The sequence below is a fragment of the Muribaculum sp. NM65_B17 genome (assembly GCF_004793735.1).
In the GTDB taxonomy this organism is placed as follows: domain Bacteria; phylum Bacteroidota; class Bacteroidia; order Bacteroidales; family Muribaculaceae; genus Muribaculum; species Muribaculum gordoncarteri.
In genome coordinates, this window is sequence record NZ_SRYY01000001.1 from 51,650 (window position 1) to 69,057 (window position 17,408).

14 protein-coding genes and 1 tRNA gene are annotated in these 17,408 nt (G+C 47.5%); 4 read left to right on the forward strand and 11 right to left on the reverse strand.

Going from position 1 to position 17,408, the window contains the following annotated elements:
* Positions 1–30: 30 nt before the first annotated feature.
* Positions 31–1,293 (reverse strand): beta-ketoacyl-ACP synthase II, encoded by a 1,263-nt coding sequence (fabF, locus tag E5354_RS00245; RefSeq protein WP_135946019.1) that lies wholly within the window; start codon positions 1,291–1,293, stop codon positions 31–33.
* A gap of 31 nt (positions 1,294–1,324) precedes the next feature.
* A complete protein-coding gene (locus E5354_RS00250; protein WP_123396000.1) occupies positions 1,325–1,561 on the reverse strand; it encodes an acyl carrier protein in 237 nt (78 codons plus the stop codon).
* 313 nt (positions 1,562–1,874) lie between these two features.
* On the opposite strand from E5354_RS00250, the gene E5354_RS00255 reads away from it, so the two are divergent.
* The gene (locus E5354_RS00255) at positions 1,875–2,738 is read left to right on the forward strand and encodes an RsiV family protein (protein WP_135946020.1); all 864 of its coding nucleotides are present in this window, start codon (positions 1,875–1,877) and stop codon (positions 2,736–2,738) included.
* 9 nt (positions 2,739–2,747) lie between these two features.
* On the opposite strand, the gene truA is transcribed toward E5354_RS00255, so the two are convergent.
* Positions 2,748–3,557 (reverse strand): tRNA pseudouridine(38-40) synthase TruA, encoded by an 810-nt coding sequence (gene truA / locus E5354_RS00260; RefSeq protein WP_135946021.1) that lies wholly within the window; start codon positions 3,555–3,557, stop codon positions 2,748–2,750.
* Entirely contained in the window at positions 3,529–5,427 is a 1,899-nt protein-coding gene (gene speA / locus E5354_RS00265; protein ID WP_135946022.1) for a biosynthetic arginine decarboxylase, read from the reverse strand. The genes truA and speA overlap by 29 nt, the downstream gene beginning before the upstream one ends.
* A gap of 241 nt (positions 5,428–5,668) precedes the next feature.
* Between speA and E5354_RS00270 the strand changes: the two genes are divergently transcribed.
* Positions 5,669–7,351 (forward strand): tetratricopeptide repeat protein, encoded by a 1,683-nt coding sequence (locus E5354_RS00270; RefSeq protein WP_135946023.1) that lies wholly within the window; start codon positions 5,669–5,671, stop codon positions 7,349–7,351.
* A 175-nt stretch (positions 7,352–7,526) separates the two neighbouring features.
* Here E5354_RS00270 and E5354_RS00275 read toward each other — a convergent pair whose 3' ends face one another.
* Positions 7,527–7,871 (reverse strand): winged helix-turn-helix transcriptional regulator, encoded by a 345-nt coding sequence (locus E5354_RS00275; RefSeq protein ID WP_135946024.1) that lies wholly within the window; start codon positions 7,869–7,871, stop codon positions 7,527–7,529.
* Between the two features lie 175 nt (positions 7,872–8,046).
* On the opposite strand from E5354_RS00275, the gene E5354_RS00280 reads away from it, so the two are divergent.
* Positions 8,047–8,673: a flavodoxin family protein gene (locus E5354_RS00280; RefSeq protein ID WP_135946025.1), complete on the forward strand. Its 627-nt coding sequence runs from the start codon at positions 8,047–8,049 to the stop codon at positions 8,671–8,673.
* 69 nt (positions 8,674–8,742) lie between these two features.
* Here E5354_RS00280 and E5354_RS00285 read toward each other — a convergent pair.
* From E5354_RS00285 to E5354_RS00310, 6 genes are all read right to left on the reverse strand, one after another.
* Positions 8,743–8,818 (reverse strand) — tRNA-Gly (locus E5354_RS00285).
* A gap of 168 nt (positions 8,819–8,986) precedes the next feature.
* Positions 8,987–10,624 (reverse strand): chaperonin GroEL, encoded by a 1,638-nt coding sequence (gene groL, locus E5354_RS00290; protein WP_135946026.1) that lies wholly within the window; start codon positions 10,622–10,624, stop codon positions 8,987–8,989.
* 18 nt (positions 10,625–10,642) lie between these two features.
* Complete coding sequence (locus E5354_RS00295; protein WP_135946027.1) at positions 10,643–10,918, reverse strand: co-chaperone GroES; 276 nt, start codon at positions 10,916–10,918, stop codon at positions 10,643–10,645.
* Positions 10,919–11,130: 212 nt separating this feature from the next.
* Positions 11,131–12,342 (reverse strand): bifunctional 3,4-dihydroxy-2-butanone-4-phosphate synthase/GTP cyclohydrolase II, encoded by a 1,212-nt coding sequence (locus E5354_RS00300; RefSeq protein WP_123395992.1) that lies wholly within the window; start codon positions 12,340–12,342, stop codon positions 11,131–11,133.
* 11 nt (positions 12,343–12,353) lie between these two features.
* On the reverse strand, positions 12,354–14,279 hold the full coding sequence (locus tag E5354_RS00305; protein WP_135946028.1) for an LptF/LptG family permease: 1,926 nt from the start codon (positions 14,277–14,279) through the stop codon (positions 12,354–12,356).
* A gap of 89 nt (positions 14,280–14,368) precedes the next feature.
* Positions 14,369–15,268: a helix-turn-helix domain-containing protein gene (locus E5354_RS00310; protein WP_135946029.1), complete on the reverse strand. Its 900-nt coding sequence runs from the start codon at positions 15,266–15,268 to the stop codon at positions 14,369–14,371.
* A gap of 354 nt (positions 15,269–15,622) precedes the next feature.
* On the opposite strand from E5354_RS00310, the gene E5354_RS00315 reads away from it, so the two are divergent.
* Positions 15,623–17,227 carry a DUF6377 domain-containing protein gene (locus E5354_RS00315; RefSeq protein ID WP_135946030.1) on the forward strand — a complete coding sequence of 535 codons (1,605 nt, stop codon included), beginning with the start codon at positions 15,623–15,625 and terminating at the stop codon, positions 17,225–17,227.
* Positions 17,228–17,408: the final 181 nt, after the last annotated feature.

The following is a 17,408-nucleotide window of genomic DNA, read 5'->3' on the forward strand; positions in this document are numbered from 1 at the left end:
GTCCGCTGCGATGTATTAGGTTAATGTCGATTATTCGGCATATTTCTTTACAATGACAGTGGCATTGTGACCGCCGAATCCGAATGTGTTGGACAAGGCGATGTTTACCGGGCGCTTCTGCGCTTTGTCAAAAGTAAAGTTGAGGTTGTAGTCAATCTCTTCGTCCTGATCCTCTGGGTCGTGATTGATGGTGGGGGGAACGATGTCGTTCTGCACCGACTTCACGCAGAAGAGGGCTTCGAGAGCTCCGGTGGCACCGAGCAGGTGTCCGGTCATTGACTTGGTGGAACTGATGTTCATCTTATAGGCATGGTCGCCAAACACTTCCTTGATGGCTTTCACCTCGGAAACATCGCCGACCGGTGTCGATGTACCATGAACATTTATATAATCGATTTCTTCGGGCTTCAAACCTGCGTCCTCAAGAGCATTCTGCATTACAAGCTTTGCTCCGAGTCCTTCGGGATGGGTTGCGGTAAGGTGGTAAGCGTCGGCCGACATACCGCCTCCGATAACTTCAGCGTATATCTTGGCGCCACGTGCCTTTGCGTGTTCGAGCTCCTCGAGTACGAGGACTGCCGAACCTTCACCCATTACAAAACCGTCGCGTGACTTGCTGAAGGGACGAGATGCCGTTTCAGGGCTGTCGTTGCGAGTCGATAATGCGTGCATAGAGTTGAAGCCTCCAACGCCTGCAGGGAAGATTGCAGCCTCGGCACCGCCTGTGACAATGGCATCGGCCTTGCCCAAACGGATTAGGTTGAATGCGTCGATAAGAGCGTTGGTTGATGATGCACAGGCCGAAACGACACCATAGTTGGGGCCGTGGAAGCCATATTGCATGGATACGTGACCCGATGCAATGTCAGCAATCATCTTGGGGATGAAGAAAGGATTGTATTTTGGCCCCATGTCCTCGTGCATTGCATAGTATCCGGCTTCTTCTTCAAATGTGTGAAGTCCGCCGATGCCTGCTGCAATGATGACTCCGATTCGATCCTTGTTGATGTCCTCGTCGGTAAGCTTGGCATCGTTCACTGCTTGCTCGGCAGCTACGAGAGCATACTGTGCATAGAGGTCGAGGGTGCGGGCTTTCTTGCGGTCGAAATGATCGGCAGCGTTGAAACCCTTAACCTCGCAGGCAAATTGAGTCTTGAACTTTGAGGCGTCAAAATGGGTAATAGGTCCGGCTCCGCTTACTCCTTCAATGGCATTGTTCCATGTGGTGTCCACATCGTTGCCTATGGGTGTCAGCGCTCCAAGACCTGTTACAACAACTCTCTTTAATTCCATTTAATTTATAAGGAAGTCAGAGTGTAAAAAATTAGTTCTTTGCAGCTTCGATGTAGTCGATAGCATCCTTAACTGTAGTGATGCCTTCAGCCTTGTCATCGGGGATAGTGATGCCGAATTCTTTCTCAAACTCCATGATGAGTTCAACGGTGTCGAGGCTATCTGCGCCAAGGTCCTTGGTGAATTCTGCGTTTTCAGTTACTTCATTTTCGTCAACGTTGAGCTTGTCAGCGATAATAGCCTTAACTCGAGATGCAATTTCTGACATAGTTGTAAAAATTTTATTATTAATAAATGTTTTTTGCGATTTTGCAGTGCAAAGTAAGTAATTTTAATCGAATTACTAAAACTTTTCTATGCACAAAGTTGCTTTTTTTGCGCAATTAGGTTGATTTTACCTATTAATTGGTCAATTTTTCGTGTGAATATACATATATATAATAATAAACAACCCGCCGGAGGGTTACAAATATGTTACGGAAATAAGCAAAAAGGAATGTGCGTTGTTATACTAACGTTAGTTACTGTGTAATGCAGGATGCAATTGTTGCATATTGTACAATAAAATAATATATAGCAAAATGAATTTGAAATTTTACACGCCTATGGTTGCCGGGTTGCTGATTTTGTCGGCTTGCAGTCAATCGGCATCGAAAGGAGATAACGATGCTTCGGTCACTACCGAGGGTATTGTCAACTTTGAGGTAAAGCAGACAATCAAGACATTTGATCGTACCTATGCCTGCAAAGGGGCTTCGGCGGTGTTTGACGATTCGATACCTGTGTTCAGTGTTGTAAGGATGGCTGTGCAATGGCCTGAGAAGATGGGTGATTGCAATATAAAGGTGCTTCAGGACTCGCTGTTGTCGATGATGTTTGACGATCCGGCAATAAACATCGATGAATCGATAGTGAGAGCGGGAGAGAACCCTGAGGGTGCCGATCTGTTCACGATGCAGCCTATTGACTCGCTGCCCAATGAGGGTGCGATGGTGTATATGCGTGACATGATCTCATCGGTCGTTACTTTCAGCCGTCACTATGTGGTATATGAGGTGTTGACGAGCGTATATGACGGCGGAGCCCACGGACTCACCAACTCGCGTTATCTAACCTACGACCTTGACAAGGGCCGGGTAATCGATGCCAATGTAATGTTCAAGCCCGATTCAGGTGACGCGTTACTTAAGGCTATAAAGAGCGAGCTGATGGCCGACAACGGTGTGTCGACATTGAAGGAGCTTGACGCCAAGGGATTTTTCAGCGATCAGATATATGTGTCGCACAATGTGTATCTGCAGGGATATGATGTGGTGTTTCACTATAACCCATACGAGATAGCACCTTACAGCGAAGGCAGTGTCGATGTGAGGATTCCTTTCTATGAGATAAGCGACCAGCTGACTCCCGAGGTGTTGAACATATTCAACACGACTGACTTTTAGAACCGGCTCTTAGCGAATATACTCAAAGGGGTAGGTTATATCCCAAAGAAATAGCGGTTGAGGCGGCATCGATGTTCCGGCGGCACATCGGTCATGAGCCTCAACCACTTTTTTGAACTGGTCGAGCGTCATCTTGCCTCGCCCTACTTCGATTAGTGTGCCTACTACAGCACGCACCATGTTGCGGAGGAAGCGGTCGGCCGTAATGATGAATGCATGGCGTGACGCGTCACCGTCGACTGTCGACCACTCGGCATGTGTGACATTGCAGATGTTGGTCTTGTTGTCGGAGTGCAGTTTGGCAAATGAGGTGAAGTCGTCGATGTCGAGCAGCATTGCCGCCGCGCGGTTCATCATGTCGAAGTTGAGCGGTGACGCGGGTTCCTGCCAGCTCAGCGGGTAGAGAAACGGCGACTTTCCCGTGTGGGTGTAATAGTGATAGGTGCGTGATGTGGCGTCGAACCGGGCATGTGCGTCGGGCGCTACTTCGTAGATTCCCTCGATGGCTATGTCGGGCCCGACCATTGCGTTTAGGCTGCGACATAACGCGGCTTTGTCGGCAATGGGCTGCGGCAAGTCGAAATGTGCCACCATGAGCCGGGCATTGACACCGGTGTCGGTGCGACCCGCTCCGGTGATTTTTACCGGAATGCGCAAGGCGCGTGACATGGCAAGCTCGATTGCCGACTGGACGCTTACGGCATTGGGCTGTGACTGCCACCCGTGAAAAGATGCGCCTCTGTAGGAGAGGCGCATGAAGTAACGTTGATTATGTGACATGTCGTCGTTTTCAGTCGTTTTCAAGGTAAGTGTAGCCATATAGTCCCGAGCGGTAGTTGCTGAGGAACTCACGGCCCTCTTCGGGAGATATTCGACCGGCTTTCATTGAGGCGGTAACCCATGTTTCCACGTTACGCACGAGTTTCTTGGGATTGTACTGCACGTAGTCGAGAACTTCGTCCACGGTTTCGCCGTAGATTATCTGGTCGATTTCGTAACGGTCCTTGTAGACGCTTATGTGTACGGCATTGGTGTCGCCAAACAGGTTGTGCATGTCGCCGAGAATTTCCTGATAAGCGCCGACGAGGAACACTCCGATGTAGTAGGACTCATTGTTGCGCAGGGTGTGCACAGGGAGTGATGTCGATGTTCCGTGGTTGGATATGAAGTTGGCTATCTTTCCGTCGGAGTCGCAGGTGATGTCCTGTATCGTGGCATTACGCGTTGGCTTTTCGTCAAGACGCGATATGGGCATTATGGGGAACACCTGGTCAATGGCCCATGAGTCGGGCAGCGACTGGAACAGCGAGAAGTTGGCAAAGTATTTGTCGGGAATCATCTTTGCGATTTTTCGCAACTCTTCGGGAGCGTGTTTCATCGACGATGCAATTTCACCTACTTCGCGTGCTATCGACCAGAACAGTTTCTCGATTTGGGCGCGTGTGCGCAAGTCGAGCATTCCGAGGCTGAAGAGGTCAAGTGCTTCTTCGCGTATCTGAAGTGCATCATGCCAGCTCTCGAATACTCGCGGCTGGTTTAGCTTGTCCCAGATGTCGTACAGCTCACGTGCCAACTCGTGGTCGTCGGGGCTTATTTCCTCACGATCGTCCCATTGGGGCAGGGATGTGGTGGCGAGTACCTCGAATATGAGTATGGAGTGGTGAGCCGTAAGCGAGCGTCCGCTTTCGGTTATTATGTTAGGCTGTTTAAGCCCATTTTTAGTGCAGGCGTCAACGAGTGCCGACACCGAGTCGTTGGCATACTCCTGGATTGAGTAGTTCATCGAACTTTCGCTTGCCGAACTGCGGGTGCCGTCGTAATCGACCCCGAGTCCTCCGCCTATGTCGATAAATTCGATGTCAAATCCCATTTTTGTAAGCTGCACATAGAATTGCGTAGCCTCGCGCAGCGCATTCTTGATGCGGCGTATCTTTGTAATTTGGCTTCCGATGTGGAAATGGATAAGCTTCAGGCAGCTGGTCATCTTGTTTTTAACAAGGAAGTCGAGAGCCTGCAGGAGTTCGCTTGAGTTCAGACCGAATTTTGACTGATCGCCTCCTGATTCTTCCCACTTTCCCGATCCTGAGCTGGAGAGCTTTATGCGTATTCCGATATTAGGCATTATCTTCAGTCGCTTGGCGACTTCGGCTATGAGAGTCAGCTCGTTAAGCTTCTCTACAACAAGATATATGCGGCGACCCATCTTCTGAGCAAGCAGGGCGAGCTCGATATAGTCCTCATCTTTGTAGCCGTTGCATATAATGAGGGCATTTTCATCGATGTTGATTGCGAGCACGGCGTGAAGCTCAGGTTTTGAGCCGGCTTCAAGTCCGATGTTGAATTTCTTGCCGTGTGACACAATCTCTTCCACCACCTGACGCATCTGGTTCACCTTTATCGGGTATATGATGAAGTTCTGTGCGTTATATTTATACTCCTCGGCCGCTTGTTTGAAGCACCTCGATATCTTCTCGACACGGTTGTCGAGAATGTCGGGAAAACGAAGCAATACCGGGGCTGCCACATCACGCACCTGAAGCTCGTCAAGCACCTCCTTGATGTCGACCGAGGCATAGCCTTCACGAGGGGTCACCTGTACGTGGCCCTTTTCGTTAATGGAGAAATAGGTCAATCCCCATCCGTTGATATTGTACAGCTCTGCGCTGTCGTCAATTCGCCATCTTCTCATCGGCTGAAAAATTGAATTTAGAAAGTTTTTGGTTAAATGATTCTACAAATTTACGATTTTCCGTGTAATAATTTCATAAAAGGATATTAAATGTTGTTGCGATGCTACATGATGTGAAATTAATGAGATAATTTAACAAATATGTGGCCGCATTAAGCTAATAATGTTTGAAATTTGTAGTATATTTGTAGTGCTATAAATCGATTATTCATTTAAATTCATACAGTAATTCAAAATCATCATGAACAGCAAATTTTGCTATGCGCTCATTTTGGGCAGTGCTTTAGTTTTTACAGGTTGTGGCAAGAAGATGAATCAGTTCAGAGCTGATTACTTCTCGGTCAATCCCAATCCGCTTGAGGTGGTGGGTGAAAAGGTGCCCGCAACCGTTACAGGTAAAATCCCGGGAAAATTCTTTGTGAAGAATGCTGAGGTTACGGTGACTCCCTACCTTGAATTCAACGGAACCGAAATCGCATCGACCCCCTACACATTCCAGGGCGAGAAGGTGCGCGGTAACAATCCGGTAATCAGCTACGACGGTGGCGGTACAGTGACCATCCCCGTTAGCTACAACTACAATCCCGAAATGATTAAGAGCAATCTCAGCCTGGCATTCACAGTGCGTCAGGGTGGTAAGCAGTATGCGCTTCCGCGCGTTAAGGTGGCCGACGGTGTTGTGGCTACTGCCGCTCTTGCTGATGCCGCTACAGTGTCGCCTGCAATTGCTCCCGACAAGTTCCAGCGCATCATCAACGAGAAATTTGATGCCGATATAAAGTTCCTTATCAATCAGGCCAATATACGTGACGGTCAGTTGCGCACAGCCGAGATGAACAACCTCCATCAGGAGATTGCCGAGGCTAATGAGGACAATCGTCGCGAAATCAAGGAGATAAACATCACTTCTTATGCATCGCCCGATGGTGGTGTAGAACTGAACACCCGTTTGGCCGAGAATCGTGAGAAGAATACCAAGAGCTATGTTCAGAACAAGCTTAAGAAGGACAACATCTCGGAATTCGGTGAATTGACCGCCAATTTCACTCCTCAGGACTGGGAAGGTTTCCAGCGTCTTGTTGCAGCAAGCAACATTCAGGACAAGGAGTTGATTCTCAGCGTTCTTTCAATGTATAAGGATCCCGAGCAGCGCGAGCGCGAAATACGTAATCTTTCATCGGTGTTTGATCAGCTTGCCGAGGAGATTCTTCCCCAGTTGCGTTACTCTCGCATCACTGCATCAATCGATGTAATAGGCAAGAGCGACGAGGAGATCATGAACATCTACTCCTTAAATCCCAAGGCTCTTTCGGTTGACGAGATACTTTATGCAGCAACGCTGACCGACAACAACGACAAGCGTCTTCAAATTTATGATACAGCCATTGAGCTTTATCCCAAGGATTATCGTGCCTACAACAACCTCGGTATGTGCCAGTACATCGACCAGGACTATGAGGCAGCTGAAGCCAACTTCGCTCAGGCTGCACGCCTCGCACCCGAAAGCGGTGAGGCTCAGATGAACCTCGGACTTGTGTCGTTGCTCAACAAGAACTACAAGGAGGCTACAGCCAAGTTTGGTAACGCAGCCGGTGTTCCCGCTCTCGGTGACGCTCTTGGCGTTTACTACATGAAGCAGGGCGACTACAATTCAGCCATACGTGCATTTGGCGACAGCAAGACCAACAATGCCGCTCTTGCCCAGATTCTCAATAAGGATTACAGCAAGGCTAAGAATACACTTTCAGGCGTGGTTTACCCCAATGCCACTACATTCTATATAACCGCAATACTTGGTGCCCGCACCAATAATGAAAAGATGGTTATGAACAACCTCCGTCAGGCTATAAAGCTCGACAACACACTTGCTGCCAAGGCTCAGAACGACCTTGAGTTTGCAAAGTTCAACCTCCGCAATCTCTAATAGATTAATTTATTAAATAACAACGGCTTCACCTCACTCAGGTGGAGCCGTTGTCGTTTATATAGGGGAATCCTTAAATTATGGACAGTTATTGCTTCTAATTTCCATTGGATCAATGGTGGGCCTTCGTTTTTGAGAGAGATTAAGTAGCTATGATATAATTGGGCGTTTTTGTCTATTTTTGTCGATTTGAGATTATTGTATCGAAGTGTTCTCGCCCCCAATTTGCGAGGGATATGACATGAGGTAACAGAGTCTTTCCTAAGTCGGTTACCGAGTATTCGGTATGTGGCGGTATGTCGGGGAACAGTTTCCGTTGTATTATGCCGTCTATAGTTAATTGACTGAGCACTTGCGATAATACTTTTTCCGATACTGACGGAATATTGCGGTAAAGTTCGTTAAAGCGTACCGGCTCATTCTCCGATATTTTCATGAGAACGACCAGTGCCCATTTATTGCCGAGCCATTCAAGCATCGGAGCAGCCTTGCAGTATTCGTAGTCTAATTTTTTTGCCATATAAGGTTGAGAAAAGGAGCTGATTATGAATAAAACTAACTTTTCGGTAAGGGTCAAACCAATTGGTAAGTTATTGCTTCTGCATTGATAATCACCTAACTTTGCGCTACAAAGTTAGTGAATTTTATAATATAAAAACGATAATAACAATCGAGTCTTAAAAATCATATTAACGATGAAAACAGTCATAATAAACGGCAGCCCCAGAAAGAATGGCAATACTGCGAAAATTTGTGAGGCGTTTGTCAACGGTTTTCAATCAAAGCATCCTGAAGGGGAAATCGTTAGAGTACATCTATACGATTACACATTCAAGGGGTGTATTAGCTGTTTTTCCTGCAAATTGAAAGAAGGCAAAAGTTATGGACGATGCTGCGTTCAGGATGAATTGGCATCAGTATTGCAGATAGCGTCTACTGCTGATTGTCTTGTAATTGCAAGTCCCATATATCTTATGGATGTAACCGGAGCAATGAAGTCTTTTCTTGAACGACTTTGCTTCCCATTCGGATCATACGAGCATGGTTATCGTTCTCTGGCTCCAAAAAAGATGAGAACCGTGACTATTTATACAATGAATTGTACATCAGAAATTGCGCCAACATCGGCGATGGACAATGTTGATAGGTTTATTGGTCACATATTCACTCCTCCGGAACGAATTTGTGCCTATAATACATATCAATTTAATGACTACTCAAAGTATGTGGTGGAAATATTTTCAGAAACAGAAAAATTCAAATACCGTTTAGATATTTTTCCGCAGGAATTGCAAAAAGCATTTATACTTGGAGCAAAATAAATATATTAACAATAATATAATAATAAAGCACTGATTTTCAGATTGGGTTGAAAATCAGCGCTTTGTGGATGGAGCGGTAAACGGGGCTCGAACCCGCGACCCTTAGCTTGGGAAGCTAATGCTCTACCAACTGAGCTACTACCGCGATTATTTTCGTTGCAAAGTTAGTAATTAATTCTGAAGAGGCGTAACCGGACAGGCATATTTTTCAGCATAATGTTAGGCTTCATTTATGCGCACATCTTTGTGGGTAAAAACAAACGAGGCGCACTGTCAATTGACAATGCACCTCGGTGTTAATTTAAGTAGGGTATTACATCATTCCACCCATTCCGCCCATACCTCCGGCAGGCATTGCGGGAGCAGGATTCTCTTCCTTCTTCTCGGCAATTACGCATTCGGTGGTGAGGAACATTCCGGCGATTGATGCAGCGTTTTCAAGGGCTACACGAGTTACCTTTGCGGGGTCGATTACGCCGGTTGCAAAGAGATGCTCGTACTCGCCTGTACGTGCATTGTAGCCGTAGTCGCCTGTGCCTTCCTTAACTTTCTGGATAACAACGGCGCCTTCTACTCCGGCATTGGCTACGATCTGGCGCATAGGCTCTTCGATAGCACGCTTGATGATTGCGATACCGGTGTTTTCGTCATCGTTGTCGCCCTTGAGGTTTTCAAGGCTTGCGATGCTGCGGATGTAGGCTACGCCTCCACCGGGAACAATTCCTTCGGCGATGGCTGCACGGGTTGCGCTCAATGCATCATCGACACGGTCCTTCTTCTCCTTCATCTCAACTTCGGAGGGAGCACCGATGTGGAGCACTGCCACACCGCCGGCAAGTTTGGCAAGACGCTCGTGGAGCTTCTCCTTGTCGTAGTCGCTTGTAGTGGTTTCAATCTGAGCCTTTATCTGAGCTACACGCTGAGCAATGGCTTCCTTGGAACCTGAGCCGTTTACAATGGTGGTATTTTCCTTGTTTACAGTAATCTTTTCAGCCTGGCCGAGCATGTCGATAGTCGACGATTCGAGGTTCATGCCCTTTTCCTGTGAAATAACTGTTCCGCCGGTGAGTACTGCGATGTCCTCAAGCATCTCCTTACGACGGTCGCCGAATCCGGGAGCCTTGACTGCACAAATCTTGAGCGAGCCACGCAGACGGTTCACAACGAGTGTTGCAAGTGCCTCCTGATCTACATCCTCGGCGATGATGATGAGCGGACGACCACTCTGGGCAGTAGCTTCGAGGATGGGGAGCATCTCCTTGAGCGACGAGATTTTCTTGTCGTAGATGAGTACATAGGGATGATCCATCTCGCACTCCATCTTCTCGGTGTTGGTAACGAAGTAGGGTGAGATGTAGCCACGGTCAAACTGCATACCCTCGACGATGTCGACGGTGGTTTCGGTTCCCTTGGCTTCATCAACCGTGATTACGCCCTCTTTCTTTACCTTGCGCATAGCCTCGGCGATGAGCTTGCCGATTTCGGCATCGTTATTGGCCGATACACGAGCAACATCCTCGATTTTCTTCAAGTCGTCGCCTACTTCCTCGGCCTGACCCTTGATGTTCTCAACAACGGCTGCTACAGCCTTGTCGATACCGCGCTTGATGTCCATGGGGTTGGCACCGGCGGCTACGTTCTTCAAGCCTACGTTGATGATTGACTGTGCGAGAACGGTTGCAGTGGTTGTACCGTCACCTGCATCGTCACCGGTCTTTGATGCAACTTCCTTAACGAGCTGCGCGCCCATGTTCTGGAAGGGGTCTTCGAGTTCTACTTCGCGAGCCACCGACACACCGTCCTTTGTGATGTGGGGAGCACCGAATTTCTTATCGATTATAACGTTGCGGCCTTTAGGACCAAGAGTTACTTTAACTGCATCGGCGAGAGCGTCAACGCCTTTCTTGAGCTCTTCGCGAGCCTTGATATCAAATTTAATTTCTTTTGCCATGATTTCTGTTCTCCTTTTTTAGTCTTTAACGATTGCCAAAATGTCAGATTGACGCATGATGAGAAGCTTTTCACCGTCGAGCTCAATCTCGGTGCCGGCGTACTTGCCAAACATTACAACATCATTTTCCTTAACCACCATTTCTTCATCTTTAGTGCCTTTTCCTGCAGCGAGGACTGTGCCGCGCAGGGGCTTCTCTTTTGCTGAATCGGGAATGATGATACCTGACAAGGTCTTCTCCTCGGCGGGAGTGGGCTTTATCAATACTCTGTCAGCCAATGGTTGGATATTCATAGCTTTTTATTTTTAATTTGTTAGATATATGTTTTTTGTGATTATTCAGTTTCACTCAGTTTTCATGTACTCTATTAGCATATATTGTGCCAATGTCAATACGTGACAAAAGAGGTTGACAAATTGTCACCTCCCCCGCGTCACATATATATAACAATAGAAGCCGTCATGTGTTTATGACGGCCTCCGTAAAAATTGGGAATATTCCTTAATTACATGTGCAGATTGTGGCCCATGCGCTCTTTTTTGGTGCGCATGTAACGGATGTTGTATTCGTTGGGCGCAACTTCGATAGGCACGTTCTCGGTTATTTCAAGTCCGTAGGCTTCAAGTCCGACGCGCTTTACCGGATTGTTGCTCATTAAGCGCATTTTACGTACTCCGATTTCGCGAAGTATCTGCGCTCCCACGCCGTAGTCACGTTCGTCGGCGAGGTGTCCGAGGCATATATTGGCGTCTACGGTGTCCATTCCGCCTTCCTGCAGCTTGTAGGCTTTCATCTTCTCCATGAGCCCTATGCCGCGGCCTTCCTGATTGAGGTACACTACAGCTCCGCGACCCTCTTTTTCGATCATTTCAAGTGCGCGGTGGAGCTGGTCGCCGCAGTCGCATCGCTTCGATCCGAAGATGTCGCCTGTCATGCATGACGAATGTACACGCACGAGGGCCGGTGAATCGTCACCTGCGAGGTCGCCTTTTATTATAGCCACGTGTTCAAGTCCGTTGCTCTTCTGTCGGAAAGGAATCAGCCTGAAGTGTCCCCATTGTGTTGGCATGTCTACCTCTACGCCTTTCTCGACAAGTGACTCCTGGTTCAACCGATAGGCGATCAAGTCCTTTATCGATATGAGTTTCAATCCCCATTCATCGGCGCGACGGCGAAGTTCTGGCAGACGAGCCATGCTTCCGTCCTCGCTCATGATTTCCATGAGAGCTGCAACGGGCTGCAAACCCGATAAGCGGGCAAGGTCGACGGCGGCTTCGGTGTGTCCGGCACGGCGCAACACTCCTTTATCCTGTGCGTAAAGGGGATTGATGTGTCCGGGACGGCCGAATGTTTCGGGACGCGAAGCCGGGTCGGCAAGTGCGCGAATTGTAGCTGTGCGATCGTTGATGCTCACGCCCGTGGTGCATCCTTCAAGTTTATCGACTGTTATTGTAAACGGTGTGCCAAGCATCGAAGTGTTGTTGCTCACCTGATGGTTAAGTTCAAGTTCCTCGCAGCGTGACATGGTCATGGGTACGCACAGCACGCCTCGGGCGTTCTTGAGCATGAAGTTGACTTGTTCGGGTGTTATTTTTTCGGCGGCTACAATGAGGTCGCCTTCATTCTCACGGTCCTCATCGTCAACCACTATTACAAATTTGCCTTCGCGGAAATCCTTCAAGGCTTCGTCTATTTTGTCCAGCTTTATGTCGTCCATATTGCTAAAATTTAGTTATCGGTGTCTTCTGTATCAACCGTTAACAGCGAAGCAAGTTCACTGCATGTAGTGATTATGTGGTGTATTTCCTCTTTCAACTTGTCCTGAGTACGTGTCCCGGCGATATATAAAGGAATACCGATGGGGAACATTGCGGCGCACAGCCATCCGAGCCACTTGTAGTTGGTGGGGTGGTAGAACCACAGGCTTTTCATGACAGGAAGCTCCATGAGCTTCAGTATGATGATGCGGTTTCGGCTGTTGGATATGTAGTCGACCGTGTGCTCCAGGTCGGCGCTTATCGCATGAAGTTCGCGCCTGTTGTAGCCCTGAGTCCAGTAGTCGATGTAGCTTTGTCGTCCCTTGTATAGGGTCATAAATTCGTTGCACCTTGCAATCAGGCCGTCGATCATTGAAAGAGCTTCGGGTATTTCGACTTCGGTCATTACCACTTCCTTTACTTCAAGCTTGCGGGTTTCGCTGCGGCCTATTAGCTTGCGGAAGAAGTTGGTGTAGGCGTCACGGTTGAATAGCGCCGAGTCGTTTACCGCCTTATAGGTGAAGAATATTCCCAATGGCAGCAGAATGAATGTCGATAACCACATTCCTTCCCACACTTCGATGCGGCCGTCACGCGCCATCTTGTTGCCGGTGTTGTCGATGATGAAGTAGAAAATGAACAGGAATACCGAGATTACGAGCGGCATTCCGAGTCCTCCTTTTCGTATAATGGCTCCTAACGGTGCGCCGATGAAGAAGAACACAAGGCACGCCACCGAGAGAGTGAATTTCTTCATAAGCTCGATATGGTGACGGCGTATCGTGCGGCGGTCGTCGTTCATCGTGTAGGAGCGGAACTCGTAGTCCTGGCGTATGCGCTTGGCCTTGGACAATGCTTGGGTCAGATAGGACTTTGCAAATGACGGGTTGGAGCCTCGGAACAGTGAATCGATGTCGAGCGGCTTGGTCATTGTGACCTCTTTCTGCTTTATGCTCAACACTCCTTCGGGCGATGACTGATAGGTGTAGTAGGGCAGTCCGAAATAGCCCATCTCCTTGATTGACTTTCCATATTCGGCGCCGATGCTGTCGACACGCTTGTTGACCGAGTCGATGGTCTGTTGCAGCTCGGCCATGTTCTTGCCCACAAACTGATTACGCATTCCGCTCTCGTCCATACGGTTGAAGTTGGCGTCGAATGCAATCATAACTTCCTTGTTGTCAAATGACTCGCGACGATAGGGGACATTGTTGGCTGACACTCCCTGTTCGCGAAGATTTTCAAATTGCTCTCCCTGCCAAAGTTTCAGGATGAGGTGGCTCTTGTCGTCGGTTATGCTCATTTTTCCGGAATCGGAATATATGATTGTAGCGTTGTCGGAGCCTTTGCTTACATTGTAAATAAGCACATCATACAACATTCCGGTGTCACGGTTCTTTTCGCGGACATAGAGGTTGAAACCTTGAATCTGGTCGTAGAAAACTCCTTCGGGAATCTCCAACTCGGGCGATTTCTGCCTCATCGAGTATAGCAGCGTGAACATTTTGGTCTGCGATATGGGGAGCACGTTGTTCTGGAAGAAGAATGCGCCTATCGCAACGAGGACCATGAATATGATAAGCGGTCGCATGGCTTTGATAAGCGACACGCCTGACGCTTTCATGGCCGTAAGCTCAAATCGCTCGCCAAGATTGCCGAATGTCATCAGCGACGCAAGCAGTACCGCGAGGGGCAGGGCCATGGGCGCCATTGATAGTGCCGCATAGAAGAAAAGCTCGCCGATTACGCTGATTTCAAGGCCTTTTCCCACAAGGTCGTCGATGTTTTTCCACAGAAATTGCATCAACACGATAAAGAGACATATCAGGAATGTCATTAGAAACAGAGGCAGAAAGCTCTGTAGCATAAATAGATATAGTCGCTTTATTCGTAGCATTCGGGCTTATTGTTTTAGAGGGGCAAAGTTACAATAAATCCACAACTTGAGCAAGAAATAAGTCGTATAGGTTAAAATGTCACCATATGTCATTTCGTGTTGAGTGACGACATTGTTTGTGGCGACGAGCGGAATGCTCTCGGTGACTGCCCGGTCAGGTGCTTGAAATATTTTCCGAAAAACGATTGGTTGGTGAAGTTGAGCTTTGTGCTGACTTCCTGAATTGTAAGACCGGTGTTGCGTAACAGTGTTTTCGCTTCCAGGATTACGTAGGAGTCGATCCATTCGCTGGCAGTGCGTCCGCTTGCCTCCTTTATTGTTGCCGAGAGGTGTTTGGGACTTATGCATAGTTTATCGGCATAAAACGATACAGAGCGTTCGGTGCGGAAATTCTCTTCAACTATGCATATAAAGTTGTAGAGGAGTGCGTCACGACGCTTCATTTCCTTGGTGTTGTCGACCGATGACCAGTGAGCCAGGTAAAGCCCCAGTGTTTCATAAAATAGCGCTTCAAGCAGAGTGCGCACGACTTCGCCCTGATACTGATGACCTTGAGAATAGGTTTTCCGACGCAGAATGTCACGCAGTTCGGTCTGGCTTGCCACTTCATCATCGGTAAGTGCTATTACGGGATTGTCGCGGAAATGAGTAAAGCACGGCAATGTCTTGGCCAACGGCGGCAGCATGTCGCCGAGCAGGCTTGAACTTAAGCTAATGAAGTGCCCTTTGAAGTCGGGCGATGTGACATAGCGGTGTAATATGTGTCCCGGACGCAGCACCATCATGTTATGTTGGGTCATCTTCTGGCACGATGAATCATAGTATAATGTCAGCGAGCCCCGTTCACATAGAATCAGCAACATCAAGTCAACTTTTGCAGGAAGCACGAGTTCTTTTATCTCATTAAGATTGTCGCATATTGCGATTGTGTCGATGCTTGCTGCAAGACGCGATGATGAAGGGATATGGTCGATTGTGGCTATGTCCATTGTCGTTGGTTTTATGCGGTTTTAACAGCCGGTATTTAGCTTGGCAATTGCCGGCAACAGGATTGTTGATGTCCATGATAGGCGGGTGACATCACCGGCCAAGTGCCCTTTTGCCATATATAATGATATGTTTTTGATGGATATGAACGCAAAGGTGATGCGGGTCAATTCCGATAATAGTCTGTATGATTTGTTTATAGTGGATTTTATTATCATTGAGCATGCAAGATTGCGATGTTGTGCAAAGTAAAGAAATTAATTTGTAATGAACAATATTTTAAATGATTTTATATCATGATGTTGGTGCCTTATTGCGAGATTATTATTATTTTTACGGAATAAAAAATTGAAGCAATGAACAGTGACTTCAAATACTGGTGGTTTAGGATTGTCGTAAGTGTCATTTTGCTTATGGCTGGTGTGATGCCGGTATACTGCGCAATGGTAGGGAAGCAGGAGGTGCAGGGAGCATTGGACATTCTTGACATGGAATTGCAGCACAGCGACCTTTATATGCAACGCCGTGCATCGAAGATTGATTCGGTGTCGGATGAGATGAGGAAGTGCGCACCCTATTCGTCGGAGCAATTGAGGCTTATTATGGAGCTTGGCGACTGTTACTCGGGTTATCTCACTGATTCGGCTCTTGTGAGCTATTGGCACGGAATGCAGATTGCCGACTCAATTGGCGAGCATGACATGGCTATGCAACTTGAGCTTAAGCTTATCTCCAATTTGCCGGTTGTGGGGTTTATCGATGAAGCGGTAAGCCGGTTTGAACGTATGAATATAGATTCGTTGCCGCCTGAACTTAGGGCTCTTGCGTTTGAGTCGGGTAGGCAGATGTACAGTTATATCGCTTCTTTTTACGGAAATTATCCCGATGCCTATCGTAAATGGAATGACAAGGCTGTTGACATGCAAAAGCGTCTTCTTGAGGTGATACCTAAGGATACACCTCAATATCTGTTGAACCAGGGTGAATACTATTATCTAACGGGAAAATATTCCGAGGCCGAGGCCACTTTGTCGGAGTTGCTGTACTCGGTTGGCGACGATTCCAATACGGGAGCACGTGCGGCTCATATCATAAGTCAGATAGCCGCGTTGAAAAACAAGGATGACGAGCATGTGTATTATCTTGCAAAATCGGCCATTGCCGATGTAAAGTCGGCTACCCGTGAGGTCATGTCGCTTCAAGAACTTGGAGTGAAACTATATGAGCTTGGCGATATAGATCGAGCCTATTCCTATCTGTCGATTGCGTTGGGTAATGCCGTGGAGTGTAATGCGTCGATGAGAATGTTGCAGACATCGCTTGCGTTACCGGTGATCGGTGCCGTGCACAGGACTGAACTTGAACGCGGGCGTCACCGACTTTACATGGTGCTCGGAGGAATGGCCGTTATGATGATTGTGCTGGGAATACTGCTGTTGGTTCTGCGCCGGGAGATGAGGCGCATGAAGTTGCTTCAGCAGCATCTTGAGGGTGCCAATAGCATCAAGGAGATGTATATGAGTCAGTTCCTGAATCTTTGTACCATATACATGGATAAACTTAACCAGTTCTGTAAAATAGCCGAGCGGAAAATTTCGACCGGTCACACCGATGACTTGTACAGGATGACAAAGTCGGGCAAGTTTGTCGAAGAGCAAAGCCGTGAGTTTTATGACACTTTTGACAAGGCCTTCCTTCACATCTACCCTGATTTCGTGGAACAGGTTAACGCATTGCTAAAGCCTGATGAACGCATAGAGCTGCGAGACGGAGAATTGCTGAATACCGATTTGCGCATTCTTGCTTTCATGCGTCTTGGCGTGGATGAAAGCACGCGCATAGCTCAGGTGTTGAATTATTCGGTGAATACAATATATTCCTATCGTAACCGATTGAAGAATAGGGCTGTCAATCGTGAAAATTTTGAAAATGATATAATGAAAATAGGCGCAATCTCCTAAACTTTGCTAAAAATGTTGCATTATATATAAATGATATTTAACTTTGAATGTCAAGTGATAGGATTGTATAACCTGAATTTTGCTATTGTAAAAGAAAATAGATAATACCATTGCAACGTAATAGTATTGAAATCATATTGCTTATAATTGCTATTTTTGCAGGGACGGCTCGGGCTTCCGA